Genomic DNA, 18,002 nt, shown 5'->3' with positions numbered 1-18,002 from the left:
TCAGAGGCCGACGCGGCCCGTGAACCCGGTGACCGAGCCGCCCGGCTCCACCACCGTCGCCCGTTGCTGCACATCCACCTCCCCGCCCGCCCCGACCCCAGCGTCCGCTCCGACCACCCTGCCGGAGACGTGATCGAGCACCTGACTCACCCATACCCGCGTACCGGTCGGCTCACGCTGCTCGCCGCGGAACGTGAAGCGCTGCCCATAGGCGGCCTCGAGGATGGCTCTGACCTGCCCGGCCTGCTCGGCCAGCTCCGCGTCGTCCACATCGAGATCCGCCAGGTCCTGAGCGTATGGCCTGAGCTTGCCCGCCAGACTAGCGAGCAAAGGGCCTTCCTGCTCCAGCACGGTGGCGTCGATAGTAGCGCTGTCCGGTTTCCCTTCAAGCACGGCGCTGTCCTTCACTGGGACTTCCAGCGTCTGTCCGGCCGCTTGCTCTTCGGCCTTCGCCGCCCGCCTTTCGCGCCAGGCTTTCAGCACCTCAGCGGCCTGCCCGTAGAGGAACTTGATCCCCTCCAGAGCGGCCCAACTGCCCAGCACTGTGAACGTCACCGGATCTGCCATGTCCGCTCCCCCTCACACCGTAAGTCGTGACCATAAGGGACATCGCCTGGTGGTGTGCTGCGAATCCACCCGCAAGGACCACACGTCGGGCCAGACATCGGAAGCGTGCCGAACGTGACTCGCTGGCCGGAGCCGACACGTTTGCCGACCTCGCCGCCCACGTTATTCTCGCCGACCAACTCGCGGCCTTACTGAAGGACCATCCCAACAGCCTCGACAAAGCTCGTGCTCGCCGCGACCGGGGTTAAGCAACGACGTGGGCTGATCAAGGACCACCGAGATGTTTGACAAGGGAGGCGCATGGATCAAACCTGCTCGGAGACCTCTGCGCCGATTAACGAGGTTGGCTTCCACCACCACTCATCCGTTGTCGACTCACCTGACCAGCTCCCGAAAGCGATCAGAACCGACAGCCAGAGAGGCGCTATGACTATCTCTGCAGCAACCGCGAGCGCTCCACTCCAAGGCCGAAGCGTCGCATCAGCCCTTCCGCTGAGATCGGGCGCTGATGCTCCTCGCGATGACGACGGTCCACCTCGATGGCTCGCTCAACGAGGTCGTCGTCGAGCTTAGATAGGCTTGACCGCTTGGTAGGCGGCGGAGTGGACCCGACCAGATGAGGACACGTACCCGCTGAGACTGGTGCCGCTGGTATGTGTGAACGCGTCGACGCCGACGGGCCAGCAGTTTCCTCGTCACGTGGAGTCACAGAGGCGAGCTCGCGGAGGAGTGCAGGACCGACTACTGGTGGAGGGCACCTATTCCAACTGTGCGGTATTCCTTCGTTCTCTGACGCTCCTGGCGGATGCTCGGTCTGGGCGGTTAGTTGTGGGAGAGGATGCCGGTGGCCGGCTTGGTGACCGGGGTTCTGGCGGGGTCGACGAACCACTCGTGGCCGAGGAGTAGTCCGAATACGGGCACCGGGAGTCGGACGAGCAGTCGCATGACGGGGGCAAGCCTGCCGCGTCCGTTCACTTCGGAGTGGTGGGCGGCGAGGGCCGCCTGCTTCTGCCGGGCGAAGCGCCGCACGTTGACTCGGTGCGTGATTGCCGAGCTTGGGCTGTATGCGGCGCGTAGCGCGTCGGTGTCGTAGCGGAGGGGGATCCGCAGGGCGCGAATCAGCCGCACTAGGCGCTCGACCACGTCGCGGGGCATCGTCGCCTCCAGCACGTGCTCCACCTGGGCCAGTTCGGCGGCGCGCGTGCCGACCTCATGCACCTTGACGTGGTCGCGGTGGCCGTATCCGCCATTGCCGTCGTAGCCGAGCAGTACGTCGGCGTTCTCTTCGCGCAGGAGCGTGGCGAGCCGCCTAGCGGCCTCTTCGGTGTCGGCGCGCACGAAACGCTGCCGGTCCGGCGGGTCGGGGTAGAGGATCGGGCCGTGCCCACTGCCGGCATAACCCAGGTGCTCGACCCGGTGCGCACCGAGGATGGCTGCGCTCGCGCGCAGCTCGTTCATGCGGGTCGGCGGGGCCTCGGAAGCGGCGGTCATAGTGTCGGTGGCGACCACGATCACCACCCGGTGGCCTTCCGCCGCGGCGCGGGCGAGGGTGCCGCCGGTCAGCAGCACTTCGTCGTCGGGGTGAGCGTGGAACGCCACAACGGTTGCCATCGCACCATTATGGGGGCACTGCAGAGCCAACAAGATGACAACTGCGGTGCGGGCCACGCCGGCGCGGCAATCATTCTGTCCGAACGCGAAAGATACTGGTGGAGGGAACCAATTCCAAGTGTGCGCTATTCCGAGGTCGGGCCGGCGGCGTTGCTCTCGGTCGCGCGGGCTTCGAGGTAGGCCATCCAGTCGCGTTTGAGGGTTTTGGTCCAGGCGACAGTTGTGCCGATGTGTAGTCCGAGAAGCTCGGCGAGGACTGGCGCGGGGAGGTCGGCGGCGAACTCGGTGAGCGCGGCGTTGCGCGCGGGTCTGGCCTGAATGCCGTGGCGAGCCAGTCGTTTCCGGAACGGTTCCGTGCTGATCGGATGACTTGCCGGGCGACCGGGAAACAACAGGCAAGTGGCTGCCGGTTTCGCAGAAGGTTGGGCGGCCAGTCGCTGATCACGTAGCTGCACCGCCAGCGCGGCGAGCGGTTCCGGCAGTGAGACCGGAGTCCGGTCCAAGACCAGCGTGACCGCGTGATCGTTGCCGGCGATGCGGTCGGTGGTAAGGCGGACGATTCGGCTGAGATGCTGCCCGAAAAGGAGAACCAGACTGCCGCCGAAGCGAACGTCCAGCGGGATGGTGCTGTCGTGCCACAGCTGGTTCAGTAGCTGCCAGCGTTCGTCGGCTTCGATGGCCCGATGACCCGTGGAGCTCTTCGGGCGGACTGGAATCTCCACATTCGACGCCAGCCTGCGTTCGGTTGCCCAGCGCAGGAAATAGCGGGCTTCGTAACGCATAGACCAGCCAAGCCGATTTCATCGTCTACCAGAGCGCTGGAACCACGCCACTGCACCAAGAACACATTATCGCCCACGAGCTCGGCCACCTGCTGGCCGACCATCCGTCCGGCAAGGACGACGATGCAGTCTGGCAGGCGCTGATGCCCGACATCCCACCCGATTTCATCCGGCGGACGCTGCGCGGACGTACGTCCTACGGAACGGAGTTCGAACGGGAGGCCGAAACCCTCGCCACCGTGCTCCTCGAAACGACCGTGCGAGCCCAGCTGCTGACCCGGCCTGGCCATTCCCCTCGGGCCCGCCGCGCCCAGACCACACTCGGCGACCCGGTGGACCTGCTGTGATCCTTCAGCTGTTCCTTATTGTGGCACTGGCCTGGTTTCTGTTGAGGCTAGTCAAGTCTCCGCGCGATCCCGGCTTGTGGGCGGTTGTGGCCTGCATCGCGGTCAAGCTACTGGCCTTGCCTGAAGTGATCACCTGGGCCTGGCAGCTGGTCGGCGATCTCCCGGTGGCTAGCACGATCAAGCTGCTGGTGAACCTCGGACTGAACGCCTCCCGCTATGCGATGATGCTGTTTTTCTTGGTGTCCACCGGCGGATCCCGCAAGCGAGCCCGGATAGAGAGCCTTGCGCTGATCGTGGTCTGCGCTGGGATGACCATCGCCGTGCTCTGTCTTCCGGCGAGTCTGCGCGCGACCGCCTATCCTCTCAACGGTGACCTGCCCCACGACATGAACCTTCCTGGGCTAGCACCGTTCTACCTGCTCGGCGGCGGCTACGCGGCATACGTCAGCGTGTTGACTGCCCGCTGGGCGCTGCGCCAACGAATCTAATCCTCGCGGATGGCTCGGATTCCGGATCTCAGCCATAGGTCTCGCTGGCACGACCCTCGTCGCTGTGGTCAGGAGCGTGGTTACAATCATCCGCTGGACAGGGCATCCCGGTGCCGGTGGCCGGTTGGTCAAGTTGGTTAATCAGCTCGTCTCTCCTGCGATCTACCTGTTCGTCGCCGGCGTCTGCTATGTCGGACTCGCCGCTCGCTACAGCGCGCTGCGACTCTGGCTCCGCCGCAGACAGGCGTTTATCGCACTCGAACCGCTGTGGCAACGGCTGCACGCTGTCTTTCCCAGCGACGAACTCGATCCCGCCCGATCGTCATTCCCGCTACGGCTCGGCCACCGTTACTGGCGGCGCATCATCGAAATCCGCGACGGGCTGGTCCAACTCGGACCTCACCTCATCGATGCCGGCTACGACCCCACCCGTCCAGCCCACGAACAAAGCACGACGATCACGACTGCGCTACAACGACACGCTGAAGGTCGCAAGCCGCGGAGCCACTCCACGGTGCTAGTCGCAGCGCCCACCAGTGCAAACGTCGATGACGACGTCGACCAACTCGTCCGGCTCTCCCACGCCCTGTCGCCCACTTAGGAGGTTGCCGGTGACCCGACAGCTGCTCACCGCGTCCAAGTCCTGCCCGGCCCGCGCGGACGACAGATCCCCGACGGCGCTGTCCTCATCGACGACGACATCATCACCGCGGTCGGCCCACGCGACGCCGTCGAAAACCTCGCCGGAGCAGACGCCGTCCGCCACGACTTCCCCGGTACCACCATCCTGCCCGGGCTGATCGGCTGCCACGTCCATCTAGTCTTCGACCCCAGCCAGGACTCTGTCACGACCGCATCCTCCGCACCCCCGCGCTCGGCGCCGACCTCATCAAGGTCGTGGCCTCCGGCGGCTCCATCACCCCGACTCACCCGCCATGTGGGCATCCCAGTTCACTCCAACCGAACTCCGGACTATCGGTCGAGGAAGCTGCGGCAGCCGGGCTTCCCGTCGCCGTCCACGCTCACAGCACTGGCGCCGTCGCCGCAGCAGTCGACGCCGGCGTCACCACGATCGAGCACTGCATCTGGCTCCACGAAGGATGCGGAGGCTACGACACCCGCGACGATGTCGCCGAGCGGATGGCCGACCGCGGCATCTACGCCCGCATCGCCTGCCCACCCAACTGGCCCGGCTTCCACAACCGTTTCGGACCCGAACGCGCCGCACTCATCATCGACCGCTTCCTGGTCTTCCTGGAGCCGCGGTCTGCTCGACTCTTTCGGCCGCAGCGGAATTCTTGGTCGGGGAAAGGTTTTTCGCTACTCTCGGCTAAGTGATCAAGCTACCACTGTCCGTGCTGGAGCTGGTTCTGGTCGAGCAGGAACGGAGTGCGGCGGAGGCACTGAATTCGCTGCCCGGACTAGCCCGCCGAGTGGAAGAGCTGGGCTACCGGAGGATCTGGACCACCGAGCATCACGGTACGCCGTTTCTGGCCAGCGCCACACCGCAAGTGCTGACCGCGCACCTGACCGCCGCGACGTCGCGAATCCGGGTCGGCTCCGGCGGGGTGATGGCGCCCAACCACGCGCCGTTTGCGCTGGCCGAGCAATTCGCGACGCTGTCGGCAATCAGCGGCGGCCGGACCGACCTCGGCGTCGGCCGTGGCCCGGGCACGCGCAACGAAGCCATCGTCCGCGCGCTGCGGCGCGGAGCCGAACCGGCCGACGAGCACGCCTACCGGGCCGACGTCGCCGAATTGCTGAGCCATCTCGGTGGTGAAAGCGGGATCACGCTGCTGCCCGGTGAAAACCCGGCTCCAGAACCTTGGCTGCTGGCCGCCAGCCCAGCTGGCGCGGAGCTCGCTGCGGCCCAGGGGCTGCCGCTCGCCTTCGGCCACCACCTCCAACCGGGCAACACGGTTGAAGCGGTCGAGCGTTACCGTGAGCACTTCCGGCCGTCGAAGTGGCGCGCGGAGCCGTATGTGCTGCTGTCGGTCCAGACCATCTGCGCGGCTACTGACGCCGAAGCCGCCTACCTCGCCGGACCGTGGAAGGTTCTGACGGCCCAGCTGCTTGAGGGCACCAGCGTGCGCGCCCGGTTTCTCCCGGCAGTGCAGGCGGCGGCGTACGCTATGACCCCGGAAATCGCCGCACAAGTACAGGAACATTGCGCCCACCAGGCGTTCGGCGACCGGCAGACGGTGACCGAAAGCCTGCCGACCCTGGCCCATACCGCCGGAGCGGACGAGCTGATGCTGGTCACACCGATCTACGAGGCGCAGACCCGGATCAGCACCTACGAGCTGGTCGCCGCGCACTGAACCCCGCCCACTCGGGACGCGTCCACAACGCGGCTGCGCTGGGGTGGCCACCCCAGCACCGCCTTCAGCCAGGTCTGCCTTGATGAAGTCATGCATCCTGAATGCTTATGCCGTGCCAGCGTGGTCATTCGGAAGCTGTGAAGCCTTCGCGGCTAGGATTTCGACCCCAGATGTCCTCCCTAGGACATCAGCCCACACGCCCAAGACCGCCTGTCTAGACTTACTCGCAGTCAACAGAGTTGTGATCAGCTGATGATCGAGCCGTAAGACTCTCAACTCGAGCCAGTGTCTGCATCGGAGTTTCATGCGGTACGTGGCAGCCACTCACGAGGATGTACTCCGACGTAGTCGAACTACACGACAGCATCCGGCACGTGCGAGCCCGAGACGCGCCCGAGAGGTCCGAAACAGTCCGACACCAGGCGACACACCCCGACACAGCGACTGCCCCGCGGCCAGACGAAAAGGTCTTGTCCGGCATCACTCGACACCATCCGACACGCCCAGGTGCCGACTCTTAACCAGCGGGTTGTCGACACGGGAGCTGCCGTGGGGTCGGCATCGCTCCCGTGGCCGCTTCTCTCACTAAACGCTTACGCTCCCGGCACCTCTTTTACCGCTCGTGAGCTATTCGCCGCGCGTGCTCCAGGAGGTCCTCACCGCCTGGCCTGGCCGCGTATCGCGCCGTTGACAGCGAGCCGATCGCGGCGGCCAGTGGGTCCGGATTGGTCGCCTGGTGGAGCGCCTGCCACAACCAGCAGGCCGGACTACACGACATGCACAAACGGTGACACAGCGCCGATAACCTTGTGGACGTGCACCCACCTCGTCGCTCGCCTCCGGAAGCCATCAGCTCGCCACGCTCCTCACGCCGGCCGCGCACCCTCTCCTCTAGCCTGGAGTCGTGGTGTCCAAGGAATGGGCGGTCAAGCTTGTCGAGCGGCATGTAGCCGGGTGGACGGTGCACGGGCCGGAGATGGTGATCACGAAGGTCGGCACGCATCGGCTTGGCTGGGTGATCCACAGCCAGAGCGAACGCTACCTGCGCACGGGTGAGATAACGGACGCCGTGGTGGGCCACGGGCCGTTCCTCGTCGACGGGATGGACGGCAGTCTCCACGGACTGCACGCAACCGCTGATCTCGAGAACGGTGAGTGGATCGAGGAGTACCTCGAGCAGGTCCGCGGGATCGAACGTCATGATCCTCTGCGATCCCGCGTCATCGAGCTGACCGACCGCGGCCGGCGCTTCGACGCACTCCGACTCATGTGGGCAGCCGCACCCGACCTCAACACGCATGAGACCAGCGCTTACGTCGACGCCGTCGCGGCCCGCATACCTATACCCGAACACATACGCGCACGCCTACCTCGACTGAGGACCGGCCGAAGGGTCATTTGGCGTCTGTCCGGGCCGAACCCCGAACCAGGCACGCGAACCCCGTAATCCCGTGTCCGTGGCAGGAGTCCCGTGACAGGGAACGGCGACATCGACTCGATCTCAGAGCGGTTCACGGCCTGGTCACGCATCCACGTGCCGGTCACCGCCGTGACACTCCGGCCACCGGCACCTGAAGCTGACAGAGAACGACGGCGCCACCGACAGCTCAGCAGTGCTGAACAGCGCATCGAGGGGGTAGCGAGGGACTGTAAAACGAGCGGCTCTGGCGCACTTTCGGTGGTGGTGAAGTGGATCCCTGACAGAGGCGGGTTACTGGGCTGTCATGATCATCTGTGTCTGAGATGGCGATGCTGGTCGATGTGGTGTTCTCGGGACTTTCGGCGCTGTCGGTCGAGGGCGTCGAGGAAGTGGGCGATGTAGTCGTGGTGCGGGCATCGACCAAGGGCGATGCGGTGGAGTGCCCGGTCTGCGGGACGCTGACCGGCCGGGTTCATGCCTTTCATGAGCGGGTCCCCGCGGATGTGCCGGTCGATGGACGGCGGGTATTGGTGAGGCTGCGAATACGTCGGATGCGTTGCCCTGTCACCGAATGCGCGCGTCAAACCTTCCGGGAGCAGGTGCCGGGCGTGATCGAACGATACCAGCGACGCACTGTCAGGCTCGGTGAACAGGTCCGCGATGTCGTGCGCGAACTGGCTGGCAGGGCCTCTGCCCGGTTGCTGCCAGCTCTCGGGATCACGGTCGGGCGGGATACCGCCGTGCGAGTCTTGATGGGCATCCCGTTACCGGATCACGCGGTGCCGCGGGTGCTGGGAATCGATGACTTCGCCCTGCGTAGGTGTCACAAGTACGCCACCGTGGTGATCAATGCCGACACCGGCGCCCGGATCGACGTGCTGCCCGGGCGCGGCGCCGAGGTGGTGGCCGGCTGGCTGCGAGCGCATCCAGGAGTCGAGGTCGTGTGCCGGGACGGCTCGACAGCCTATGCTCAGGCAAGCCGGCAGCCTGGGCCCGCAGGAACGTCCGGCACGCGTCACCACGGCCGCAGGGCGGTGGGATCCGCCGGCCGCGCATGATCTTGCGAATGGTCGAGGCGGCGACACGGTGCCCAAGCCGGCGCAACTCGCCCTGGATACGCACCACGCCCCAGGTTCGATTCTCTAGTGCCAGCCGGACGATCAAGGCAGTGATCTCGCCGCTGACCGGCGGTCGCCCCGGCGGCTTCGGCTGACACCACTTCCGGGTCACCAAGCGACGATGCCACCGCAACAAAGTCGCGAGAGTCACGACACGGCAGGCCCGCAGAGACTTCGGCAGGATCCGCGACAAGGCCGCGAGCACCGCCCTGTCGGTCCAGCCCAGCCGCGGGCGAGGGTTGGTCCGGCGCAACACTGCCACCTCGTGACGCAACGCGAGTATCTCCGCGTCCTTGGAGGCCGAGGAGCGCGCCAGCAACGCCAGCCACGTCAAGGTCTGCGCTAAGACCTGGTACATCAGTCGAACAGCCACGAACCACCGATCACCAAAATGAACAAAACATCAGGTCAAGGCTACGGACCAAGTTTTCGACCAACACAGGGCTGTCGACGACCTCTGCCACGCATGAGATCCCCGGGGTCGATCTGACTCCGGGGATGACCGCGCCGGAAACTCCACCGGCTGTCTGGCTACGGCGGCGTCAAGACGTCGCTCGAAGTCGGCCATGCCGGACTGAGCACCGCCGAAACGAAGCCATCTGCATGGCCTGGTCAGACGCGGGGGGTGGCGCGTCCGAGCGAGATCATCGCCTCACACAGCCGGACAATGACCCGCAGCCCGCCGCCTCGCCGAGGTCGGGCTCCCTAACGGGAGCGGGCCTGCCTGACTCGAGCATGCTGGTGTGTTGGGGCCGATGATGCCGGCCGAGTTGACGAGCACGTCGACGGGGCTGATGTTGTCGGCGCTGCGCCGCAGCTCGTTATTGTCGGCGATGTCGGCGGCGGCAGGGTCAAAGGGTGAGGACATTGGAGCCGTCGGCGCGCAGCCTGCTCGGCTACCCGCTCATCCGTTCGCCGACGATGACACGGCCGTCCGGCGGGAAACGCGAAACCTTTCGCAGCGTCGTGGGGATCCGGCAAGATAGCCGACCGTCGGTACGTCGCGAATATCGGAGGACCTGTGTCGTCTCACCCAGCGGAGTCCGCCGTCCAGCGCTTCTGGGACGCCCACTCAGGCTCTGTCGAGCCGGACCGGAACGGCGCGATTCGCCACGGTCAAATAGTCCAAGCCATCATCGACATCGTCGTTGACGAGCTGGTGCGCTGCGGCATCGATCGGGCCTCGATCCACCTCGATCAGCCACTCCCCCTCCCCGGGGCCTACCACGAGAGTTCGACGCCTTGGGATCTCGTTGTCATCGAGGACGGCATGCCCGTGGCGGCGATCGAGGTTACGACCGGAGTTGGCCCTTCGGTGCGGCGCAACATGCAAAACAGGATGAACGAAATCCTGGCCAGCGCCACCAACGTCTCCCGAGGGTACGACCAACCGTCCGTGCGCGCACTCAAACCTGCGCTCGCTCAACTCTTCCTGCTGGAAGACCTGCCCGAACTGACAAAGCCACGGCGTCAGCGGACAACTGCGCTCAGCCTGACCGAATCGCCTGATGTACCGACCTCACGCGAAGATCAGCTCAGGGACTTCCTCAAACGCCTCGTTCACGACGGGTTATACGACGCCATCTGCTTCATCGTCTCTCAAGCCCCACCCACGATGACTATCCGAGAACCGGACCCCGAGATCGGCTTCGCTACGTTCGCGAAAAACATCGTCGAGCGGATCACCGAGATCCGTGAAGCCAGACGCCGCCGCAACATCGACGCCACCGAACTGGGCCGCCTGCTCGCCGCGCGCAACGTCAGCGCGACAGAACTCGGCCGCGCGCTCGGCGGGCTCGTCGAGCTGGACGACGTGGTCTCCGGCCTGAGCTCGACCGAGTCCGGGCGCCTGGCCGTCGACGTCGACGTCATCCGCCGACGACGCAAAGCGGTCGCCGAGCTGCGCGAACTCGTCCTCGACCCGGCCACCACCGAAGCCGCGATCCAGAAGAGGATTGGGCGGAAGTACTGGATCTTCGGCGGACACTACACGGGCGTACTTGAGCGCCGCGACGGCTTCGCGCTGGACCAGCACGACATCCCACTCGTTTGTGCCGATCGCAGCATTCACATCGTCGAGCTCAAACGGCCGGGTGACAAGCTCGTCAAAAAGCATCGGAACCACCTCATCGTCTCCACCGAGGTGCACGAGGCCGTCGCCCAGTGCATGAACTACCTCCGCACGATCGACGAGCTCGGCGCCAGCATGCAGACCTTGCACCACAACGAGCTCAGCCTGAACTACGACTACCGTCGCGCGAAGGGCACCGTGGTCATCGGGCATCCGGACCTCGCGGCGACCGCCGCCGCGACCCGCGAGCAGATCGAGCAGACGATCCGCTCGTACAACGCGCACCTCACCCGCGTGCAGGTCGTCACCTTCGCCGAATTAGTTGACAGCGCCGAACTCGCCTTGAAGTTCGAAGAGGAGGAGCAAGGCGACTCGTGAACCAGGTCCGGCACGTTGCTCCGCAACCTAGTATGCACTCAACGCGTCGCCGAACGCGCAACATAGGAACTTCTCGCCATCACGACTCCGTAAGCAGTAGCACGCGCAGAAGAAAGTGATCAGTCTCGGCCTGCCTCGATTCGCTTGAACAACGTCGTGGCGAGGAGTTGTGTCTGCGTTCCCCACGCCGCGGCAAACGCTCAGACAACCCGTTCGCCGGTGACGTGAATTCCGAAGCGCCGGAGGTCATAGCCACCAGCTTCCTATGCCATGTCGCTAGTGGTCGGTTTCGGAAGTTCGTCTGGGGTGATCATGCTGCGTGTGGAAGCTCGGTCATGGATTCCTGACGTTCGTGCTCGGTGAGCCTTGTTAGCAGGGCGTGTAGATCGTCGCGGGTGAACTTCCACCGGAACGGTGTGGCGGTCGCGTTGTAGCGTTTCTCGAAGTCGGTGAGTCGTTGCTCGACCTCGTTCAGGTCGGTGAAGTCGTTGGGAGACACGACTTTGCGTTGCACTACGGAGAAGAAGATCTCCACCTGGTTCAGCCATGAGGCGTGGATCGGGGTGTGCACCATGACCGCGTTGGGAAACCGTGCGGCCAGCCGATCGATCGCGGCCTGGCCGCGGTGGGAGGAACCGTTGTCCACCACCCAGAACACCCGTTTGGCTGAGGCATACGGCTCACATGTCATGACCTGCTCGACCAGCGCCATGAACGGCGTGATCCCGGTCGAGGGCGTGCACCGGCCGAACACGTGGGCCTGGTGCACGTCGTAGGCGGCCAGATAGGCCAGGGCCCCGCCGCGGGTGTACTCGTGGTTGACCCGCATCATCCGGGACACTCCGGGCGGCAAGCTGGGATGGCAGCGGCACCGAGCCTGATCGAGGTCTTCTCGTCACTGGAGATCACATATTCCTCAGGTCCCAGCCTCTTGCCGTCCCAGTGACGCTCATATAAGTCCAGCACCCGCTCGGCCTTGGCCGGGAAGTCCGGGTCACGCGGGAACAGCCACGACCGGTACTGCCACGGTTTGATCGCCTCGCGAGCCAGCCATCGCCACACCGTCGACGCCGACATCGCCTCCGCGATGCCTTGGGCGACCACCTCCCGGGCCAGTTCCGGACACGACCACCGCGACAACGGTGCCCCCGCACGGGCCGGTAACTAACAGGCCAGCGACTTGACCTGCGCGACCTGCACCGCACTGAACCGAGCCGGCCGCCCTGACCGGGCACGATCGGCCAGCCCTGCCAATCCCTGCGAAACGAACCGGCTCCGCCAGGTCCGGACGGTGTCCACACAGACCCCCACCTCCACCGCGATCGCCGCGTTAGACCACCGGCGGGCGGCCAGCAGCACGATCCGGGCACGAACCTTGTCCCGATACGGCGTCTTCTGACCTCGGGAACGCCGGGTCAGCACCCGCCGTATCGCGCTGGTCACCCTCACCGGGCAGGCCTCCACCACACAGGCTCATTTCATGATCGACAGTTCGGGGCGGCGCCCAGGATGCCGGTCAGGCACGATGTCGGTCATGGCCACCCCACCGGAGTCCACCAAGATCTCTGTCGGGCAGCGGTTGCGCGCCCATGCCGCCGGGCGCTGGCCCCAGGCGGGCGAGTTGGAGCTCCGCTACCGGGGTGCGTTCGTCTATGTCGAGGCACACCTGCCCGACGGGACCGTGCAGCCCTTGATCCGGCTGCGTTATGGCGGATCGGCCCGGCACTGGGGCTTTGGGCTGTATCTGGCCAGCAGCGACAGCTACGAGAACCAGATCCTGCCGTCCGGATTCCCCAGCGGCAGCCCCGAAGAAGCACTGGACTGCGCCTGCCGCCTCTACCTAGACAACCCCGCATAGCCGCCCGAACCACCCCGAAGAACTTCCGAAACTGACCACTAAGTACGGGTCTGCACGCGTTGGACACCTCGGGGAGCTGGCCGTCGAAGGCCATGATGACGGGCATCGGCCACGACATAGTCAAGCTGCACGACCACGTGCGACTTCTCATCGTCCAGGACGCGCCCACCAGCAGCACCGTTCCCGGCTACATCGCCGAGCTGCTCGACAAGGTGGACAACGACCCGCACATCGGCAAGGTGCTGGAGACGCTTGGCACCTACGCGATCAAGGGTCGGTTCTACAACCTCGACCACCTAGCCGACGCTCCGCAGCCGGATGACTCCCCAAAGCAGCTGTGGGAGGTCCTACACCAAGGACTGCTCAAACTTAATCCCAACTTGCTGATGCAACTGGCATCGGTCGACCAATCGCAAGCTGCGCGTGTAGAGCTCAACAAGCTCATCATCAGCTCGATCACGGGTTGGCGGGAGCTGATCACACGTGCTTGGCGCACGGGTGTGTTTGGCAGCCTTGCGAAGCAATGGGCACCGCAGCTATCTACCTAGCATCCCATCGACGCAGTATGCGCACGAAAGCTAGGCGTCCACCGATCAGAACCCCGTTCGCCGCAGTCCAGGCATTGACCGAGAACGAGGCGCACGTCCAAATCGGCAACGTTCTCGTCAGACTCGCCCTCACTGTAACCCTGCCGCTCGCTCTGACGACCTATTGACGCACCAGCTTGCCGGGCCAGTCCGCAAGACGGCTGGGATCGATGTGGATCAAGGGAGCAGAGATGCGACAACAGATCGACCCAATCGGCCGCAGGACTGGCCCGGGCAGGGCTTCAGCGTTGCTCGTCCTGTGCGCCGTTACTGCCGCTTGCGCGCCTCCCACTACCGCGTTGCCTGTTCAGTCCGCACCGACGGTAACCGAGAGCGCGTCATCCACACCAGTGGCCAGCCCGGTCAAAACCGAAGTCGGAGCCGGCTACGCGCCATTCGGCCATTTCCTCTACAAACGCCCGTTCAACGCTCCAGAGGATCCGCGCGTCGACGGACCGATCGACCTGTACGTGATCGGGCACGGACAGGTCCTCCTGCGAGCTGCTTCTCTGTTCCCCGAGCGGGAGATCGTGACCGAGTCGTACACCAGCATCGGCACCGCCGACAGACCACTCATCGCGGCCGCCGTGCAGATCCGGGACGAGGCCAGGGGCCTGGAGCCGCAGAGATTTATCACCCTGATTGCCGCAGTCGATCCTGCCGCCCAGACCGTCCTGCACGCGGCCGAGGTCTTGCGGAGTGACACCGCGGCCGAAACGGCGCCGAAGAAGCTCACTGGTTCACCAGCGGCCACGGCTGCGGCGTTCTCCACGGAGACATCCACCGCCCTCCCAAGCCGAACGTTCTCCTTCGACGCGATGAACGGTGCCAAACTTTGGGAAAGCCAGGGTTGGATCGAAGGACCGGTTCTGGGAGCCGTCACCGTGCTCAAGGCCGGCTCCGGCACCCAGTCCGACGGAAAGGAACCGTGCGAGGTGGCTATCGACATCGAAGTTGCCACCGGAAAGGCCCTGCATACGCTCGAGTCCGCTTCGCTGGGCACACCCTGCCCGCACATCGAGGTGATATCCATCGACAACAACGGAGGATCGGCTCAACAAGCCGAGAAACAAAAATATGTTCGTATCACCGCGAGCACCTCGGAAAAACAATCGACTTACGAGGCCCTGACTGGCCAGGAGCGGACTCTGCCCGCGACCGTAGTAGCCGTCGACCCGCACTCCGACCTGGTATTCCCGCTCGGGAGGGTGTCAGACCGCAACAGTCAGCGCGTGGAACCTTTCGGCGTGCTCGACACAGCAACCGGAAAACCCGCATGGACGCTCGACGCCCAGAAGGCCTACCAGCTCGGCGCTACGGTACGTGCGCTCTACGACGGGAAGGTGTACCTCAAGACGACCGACCAAGAACCTGTCGTCGACCTCGCCACGGGCAAGACCATCTCGGACAATGACCCGCGATACCCCATCGGTGCTGTGGACACGTGGACTTACTGGAGCGACGGCACGCTAGAAAAAAAGTTTTAAATTAACCGGCGACTGGGTGGGACCATCGCCACTCAGCGTGACACCACCCTGGAGACGATCAGCTCCGTCCACGACACAGGAACCTTAGGCCGTGGATGCGTGACATTTCCCGGCGAACTCGGCGTTCAGGGTGTCCTGAGGTTCGCGGTGACCGTGGAGGCTGTCCCAGGAGTCCTTCCCGGGTTTCACGCCAGCGGTCACTGTTGCCCCAGGACCACACGGCTGCCCACAACACACTGTCGTGGGCAGCCGCTTTCTCGAAGCTCAGCAAACGTTTCGCTAGCCCTGTCCAGCTCCAGAATTTTGACTTGAAACTTTCTTGACCCTACGAGCGACATAGCCCTCGCGACGCGACGAAAGGGACGCCGCGGCTGGCGCTCAGCGCGACATCACCGGTCACCCTGACACGATTGGGGCAAGTAGTGGGCATGGAGACGGTAGTTGCATTCCTGATCGGCTGGGCGGTGAACCGGGCTCAACGAGCTGGCCAAAGGCTCGACGGCCGCGTCGACCAAGCGGTCGACGCGGCCGTCGACAAAATATGGGCGATCATTGCGGCCAAGATTGGACCCGCCCCAGCCATCACACGCCTACAGGCCGAGGCTGCACAGCGTGCGGCGGTCTCGGACGAAGCACGTGTTGAGTCCGTGCGTGTTCTGCAAAGCGCAGCCGATCAAGACTCTCATTTCGAAAATGCCTTACGTACAGCCGCATTAGAGGCAATGAACCTCTCCACCCGCACTCAAACAACTCCCCCGCCCGCGGCGCACATCATCAGAGGGAACTACGTCGGCAGCGTCGTCGCAGGCGGTTCCGTCAAGATCAATCAAAGAATCGCTAACTACGCCAGACGGAATCCGTCCCTCTTCGCATTGATCACAGCTGGCTTGATCATCGTTCTCCTCCTAGCCGGGTACGGTGTAGTGAAGATCGTGTCAGCACTCGGGTCAGAAAGTTCGACCGCTACACCTGCAAGCAGCGCCAGCGAAACCAGTCGCGGGCACAGCATTCTCGCCACCGGACCGAATGCCGCGTGCGGCGTGATGTCAGACGCCTCCATTACGTGCTGGGGAGAAGGTGGCGAGTACCTTCGACCATCGGGAACGTTTACTGATATCGCAGTAAAGGAGAACGTAGGATGCGGAATCAGTGTGGATAAGACTGTCACCTGCTGGGATACGTCTCCCGCGCACACAAACACCGGGCCAAGTCCAGTTCCACGCCCGACAAGGCACGTCGAATCACCTAGCGGACAGTTTAAGGCGATCACGACAGACTGCGGAATCCGGAACACCGGTGCAATCGCTTGTTGGGCCAACCGTGCTCTGACACCGCCAAATGGGCAGTTCGTCGCCATCGCAGCCGGCCAGTACGGCGCCCTATGCGCGATACATGCCGATAAGGCCGTCAGTTGCTGGGGGCGCACCGATAACGAAGTAGTAAAAGCCGGCAGCCCTGCAGGCTTGTTTACTTCGGTCTCAGTGGGTGGTTACCACGCCTGCGGTGTCCGTGAAGATCGGACGGCAGTGTGCTGGGGTAAGAATGACGAGGGCCAGTCAACTGCCCCTACTGGCAAGTTTATTGAAATAACAACCGGCGAGGAACACTCCTGCGGACTCCGGGAAGACCAGACCGTGGCGTGTTGGGGACGCGCGAAGGGAGGCCAGACGGCTCCACCCAGCGGGGCATTCACTACTCTCGGCGCAGGAGCAGGCGGCGAGTACTCATGTGGAGTCCGACCAGATGGCAAAGTCGACTGTTGGGGGCGTGACGGCAAGATCCAATCACCAGCGGGAAGTCTGATCCCGAACTGAGCCTGTGGGTGCCGATAACTGTGTCAAGTCATGCTGATATTCGTGGACTAGTCCGCCGAGCCGATCATGCGGCGGACCCGTCCGGCGCCAGTCATCCGGCCGGGGACCTGCCCTCGGTCGGGCGGGTGTTGGTCCAATGAGCGATGGGGTCATTGCTGGCTTGAAGTGATCGACATATTCGGCCAGCACTTGCTCCAGATGACGCCGGTTGACGATGAGGATCCGATCCAGACACTCGCGACGCACACTGCCTACCCATCGCTCCGCAATCGCGTTCGCCCGAGGAGCTCGGACAGGGCTCCGCAGGACGTCGATGCCGCCCGACGCGAACACCGCATCGAACGCGGCCGTGAACTCCGCGTCACGGTCACGGATCAGAAACCGCAAACTGTCCACTCGGTCGCCGAGTTCCACCAGCAGGTTCCGGGCCTGCTGCACCAGCCACTCCGCAGTCGGATGAGCCGTCGCCCCAACAATGTGCACCCGGCGACGATCATGCTCGACGACAAACAACACGTACAGCCGGCGCAGCAACACCGTGTCTACGTGAAAGAAGTCCATCGCCAGAATGCCTCTGGCCTGGGCGGTGAGAAACTGCTTTCACGTCGGCCCCAATCGGCGCGGTGTCGGGGCCGCTCCCCCATCCTTGAGGACCTTCCACACTGTCGACGGCGCAATCGTGTATCCCAACCCGACGAGTTCGCCGTGGGTACGGCGGTAACCCCAACCTGGATTGTCCCTCGCCACCACCACCAACCGGCGGATCACCACGGCAACAGCCGGCCGACCCAGTCGACGCCCGTAGGTCCACCGATGTCGCACCAGCGCCGCATGCCACCGCAGAATCGTGCGCGTCGACACGATCAACCGCAACCGACGCCAGCCCGGCACGAGCCGCACCAACGCCGTCAACACCGCACGATCAGCCCAGGTCAAACGCGGCCGCGCCTGGTGACGTCGAGGTCCTTCTGCTTGGACAGCTCGGATGCGGACGGGTCGAACAGCGCACACCGGAACAAGAGACTCCTGCAGACGTCCGCAAGGATGCCGCCTGCCAGTACTGCGCCAGGACACCCCATCACGCCGCTCTGCCGTCCGACGGCGCCAAGCAGGTGCGGACGATCGGTGATCGCTATCGTTCACTCGGACACTG

At 64.5% G+C, this 18,002-nt stretch carries 18 protein-coding genes and 1 pseudogene; 12 read left to right on the top strand and 7 right to left on the bottom strand.

Features of this window, described 5'->3' with window-relative positions; translation table 11 throughout:
• The 3 genes from AB0M65_RS08750 to AB0M65_RS08740 all read right to left on the bottom strand — a co-directional run bounded on the left by AB0M65_RS08750 (position 1) and on the right by AB0M65_RS08740 (position 2,960).
• Positions 1 to 567 carry a hypothetical protein gene (locus AB0M65_RS08750; RefSeq protein WP_364023649.1) on the bottom strand — a complete coding sequence of 189 codons (567 nt, stop codon included), beginning with the start codon at positions 565 to 567 and terminating at the stop codon, positions 1 to 3.
• Between the two features lie 822 nt (positions 568 to 1,389).
• Positions 1,390 to 2,178, bottom strand: a complete 789-nt coding sequence (locus AB0M65_RS08745) for a PIG-L family deacetylase (protein ID WP_364023646.1) — start codon at positions 2,176 to 2,178, stop codon at positions 1,390 to 1,392.
• Positions 2,179 to 2,303: 125 nt separating this feature from the next.
• Positions 2,304 to 2,960, bottom strand: coding sequence for a hypothetical protein (locus tag AB0M65_RS08740; protein WP_364023643.1), 657 nt, complete (start codon positions 2,958 to 2,960; stop codon positions 2,304 to 2,306).
• 143 nt (positions 2,961 to 3,103) lie between these two features.
• On the opposite strand from AB0M65_RS08740, the gene AB0M65_RS08735 reads away from it, so the two are divergent.
• The 8 genes and pseudogenes from AB0M65_RS08735 (at position 3,104) to AB0M65_RS08700 (ending at position 11,103) form a co-directional block, all read left to right on the top strand.
• Positions 3,104 to 3,307, top strand: a complete 204-nt coding sequence (locus AB0M65_RS08735; protein WP_364023640.1) for a hypothetical protein — start codon at positions 3,104 to 3,106, stop codon at positions 3,305 to 3,307.
• Complete coding sequence (locus tag AB0M65_RS08730) at positions 3,304 to 3,795, top strand: hypothetical protein (protein WP_364023638.1); 492 nt, start codon at positions 3,304 to 3,306, stop codon at positions 3,793 to 3,795. Before AB0M65_RS08735 ends, AB0M65_RS08730 begins: the two co-directional genes overlap by 4 nt.
• Positions 3,764 to 4,396: an MAB_1171c family putative transporter gene (locus AB0M65_RS08725; protein ID WP_364023776.1), complete on the top strand. Its 633-nt coding sequence runs from the start codon at positions 3,764 to 3,766 to the stop codon at positions 4,394 to 4,396. The genes AB0M65_RS08730 and AB0M65_RS08725 overlap by 32 nt, the downstream gene beginning before the upstream one ends.
• Before the next feature lie 296 nt (positions 4,397 to 4,692).
• On the top strand, positions 4,693 to 5,133 hold the full coding sequence (locus tag AB0M65_RS08720) for a hypothetical protein (protein ID WP_364023635.1): 441 nt from the start codon (positions 4,693 to 4,695) through the stop codon (positions 5,131 to 5,133).
• Complete coding sequence (locus AB0M65_RS08715) at positions 5,130 to 6,116, top strand: LLM class flavin-dependent oxidoreductase (RefSeq protein WP_364023632.1); 987 nt, start codon at positions 5,130 to 5,132, stop codon at positions 6,114 to 6,116. The genes AB0M65_RS08720 and AB0M65_RS08715 overlap by 4 nt, the downstream gene beginning before the upstream one ends.
• Before the next feature lie 904 nt (positions 6,117 to 7,020).
• Positions 7,021 to 7,563: a YrhB domain-containing protein gene (locus tag AB0M65_RS08710; RefSeq protein WP_364023629.1), complete on the top strand. Its 543-nt coding sequence runs from the start codon at positions 7,021 to 7,023 to the stop codon at positions 7,561 to 7,563.
• A gap of 296 nt (positions 7,564 to 7,859) precedes the next feature.
• A pseudogene (locus tag AB0M65_RS08705) lies at positions 7,860 to 8,522 on the top strand (ISL3 family transposase); the annotation flags it as partial.
• 1,153 nt (positions 8,523 to 9,675) lie between these two features.
• Positions 9,676 to 11,103 carry a Shedu anti-phage system protein SduA domain-containing protein gene (locus tag AB0M65_RS08700; protein WP_364023626.1) on the top strand — a complete coding sequence of 476 codons (1,428 nt, stop codon included), beginning with the start codon at positions 9,676 to 9,678 and terminating at the stop codon, positions 11,101 to 11,103.
• Positions 11,104 to 11,413: 310 nt separating this feature from the next.
• Here AB0M65_RS08700 and AB0M65_RS08695 read toward each other — a convergent pair whose 3' ends face one another.
• The 3 genes from AB0M65_RS08695 to AB0M65_RS08685 are packed head-to-tail and all read right to left on the bottom strand — an operon-like array spanning position 11,414 to position 12,552.
• Positions 11,414 to 11,935, bottom strand: a complete 522-nt coding sequence (locus AB0M65_RS08695; RefSeq protein ID WP_364023623.1) for a transposase — start codon at positions 11,933 to 11,935, stop codon at positions 11,414 to 11,416.
• Positions 11,932 to 12,243: a hypothetical protein gene (locus AB0M65_RS08690; RefSeq protein WP_364023620.1), complete on the bottom strand. Its 312-nt coding sequence runs from the start codon at positions 12,241 to 12,243 to the stop codon at positions 11,932 to 11,934. Before AB0M65_RS08690 ends, AB0M65_RS08695 begins: the two co-directional genes overlap by 4 nt.
• Before the next feature lie 24 nt (positions 12,244 to 12,267).
• A complete protein-coding gene (locus AB0M65_RS08685) occupies positions 12,268 to 12,552 on the bottom strand; it encodes a helix-turn-helix domain-containing protein (RefSeq protein WP_364023617.1) in 285 nt (94 codons plus the stop codon).
• An 85-nt stretch (positions 12,553 to 12,637) separates the two neighbouring features.
• On the opposite strand from AB0M65_RS08685, the gene AB0M65_RS08680 reads away from it, so the two are divergent.
• The 4 genes from AB0M65_RS08680 (at position 12,638) to AB0M65_RS08665 (ending at position 16,849) form a co-directional block, all read left to right on the top strand.
• Positions 12,638 to 12,961, top strand: a complete 324-nt coding sequence (locus tag AB0M65_RS08680) for a hypothetical protein (RefSeq protein WP_364023614.1) — start codon at positions 12,638 to 12,640, stop codon at positions 12,959 to 12,961.
• Between the two features lie 92 nt (positions 12,962 to 13,053).
• Complete coding sequence (locus tag AB0M65_RS08675) at positions 13,054 to 13,509, top strand: hypothetical protein (protein WP_364023611.1); 456 nt, start codon at positions 13,054 to 13,056, stop codon at positions 13,507 to 13,509.
• 389 nt (positions 13,510 to 13,898) lie between these two features.
• Positions 13,899 to 15,035, top strand: coding sequence for a hypothetical protein (locus AB0M65_RS08670; RefSeq protein WP_364023608.1), 1,137 nt, complete (start codon positions 13,899 to 13,901; stop codon positions 15,033 to 15,035).
• A 428-nt stretch (positions 15,036 to 15,463) separates the two neighbouring features.
• Positions 15,464 to 16,849, top strand: coding sequence for an RCC1 domain-containing protein (locus AB0M65_RS08665; protein WP_364023605.1), 1,386 nt, complete (start codon positions 15,464 to 15,466; stop codon positions 16,847 to 16,849).
• Here the strand turns inward: AB0M65_RS08665 and AB0M65_RS08660 are convergent.
• Positions 16,820 to 17,410: an integrase gene (locus tag AB0M65_RS08660; protein WP_364023603.1), complete on the bottom strand. Its 591-nt coding sequence runs from the start codon at positions 17,408 to 17,410 to the stop codon at positions 16,820 to 16,822. The two genes, AB0M65_RS08665 and AB0M65_RS08660, sit on opposite strands and share 30 nt — an antisense overlap.
• Between the last annotated feature and the right edge of the window lie 592 nt (positions 17,411 to 18,002).

This window comes from Amycolatopsis sp. NPDC051071, assembly GCF_040682875.1.
Classification (GTDB): domain Bacteria; phylum Actinomycetota; class Actinomycetes; order Mycobacteriales; family Pseudonocardiaceae; genus Amycolatopsis.
The sequence above is the reverse complement of the archived record's forward strand: the minus strand, read 5'-3'. Positions and strand labels throughout refer to the sequence as shown.

Bases quoted from the DNA above. Each gene is read 5' to 3' on its own strand.
- AB0M65_RS08680 (WP_364023614.1), top strand. From the start codon at position 12,638: ATGGCCACCCCACCGGAGTCCACCAAGATCTCTGTCGGGCAGCGGTTG.
- AB0M65_RS08750 (WP_364023649.1), bottom strand. From the start codon at position 567: ATGGCAGATCCGGTGACGTTCACAGTGCTGGGCAGTTGGGCCGCTCTG.
- AB0M65_RS08665 (WP_364023605.1), top strand. From the start codon at position 15,464: ATGGAGACGGTAGTTGCATTCCTGATCGGCTGGGCGGTGAACCGGGCT.
- AB0M65_RS08745 (WP_364023646.1), bottom strand. From the start codon at position 2,178: ATGGCAACCGTTGTGGCGTTCCACGCTCACCCCGACGACGAAGTGCTG.
- AB0M65_RS08695 (WP_364023623.1), bottom strand. From the start codon at position 11,935: ATGATGCGGGTCAACCACGAGTACACCCGCGGCGGGGCCCTGGCCTAT.
- AB0M65_RS08675 (WP_364023611.1), top strand. From the start codon at position 13,054: ATGATGACGGGCATCGGCCACGACATAGTCAAGCTGCACGACCACGTG.
- AB0M65_RS08740 (WP_364023643.1), bottom strand. From the start codon at position 2,960: ATGCGTTACGAAGCCCGCTATTTCCTGCGCTGGGCAACCGAACGCAGG.
- AB0M65_RS08735 (WP_364023640.1), top strand. From the start codon at position 3,104: ATGCCCGACATCCCACCCGATTTCATCCGGCGGACGCTGCGCGGACGT.
- AB0M65_RS08660 (WP_364023603.1), bottom strand. From the start codon at position 17,410: ATGGACTTCTTTCACGTAGACACGGTGTTGCTGCGCCGGCTGTACGTG.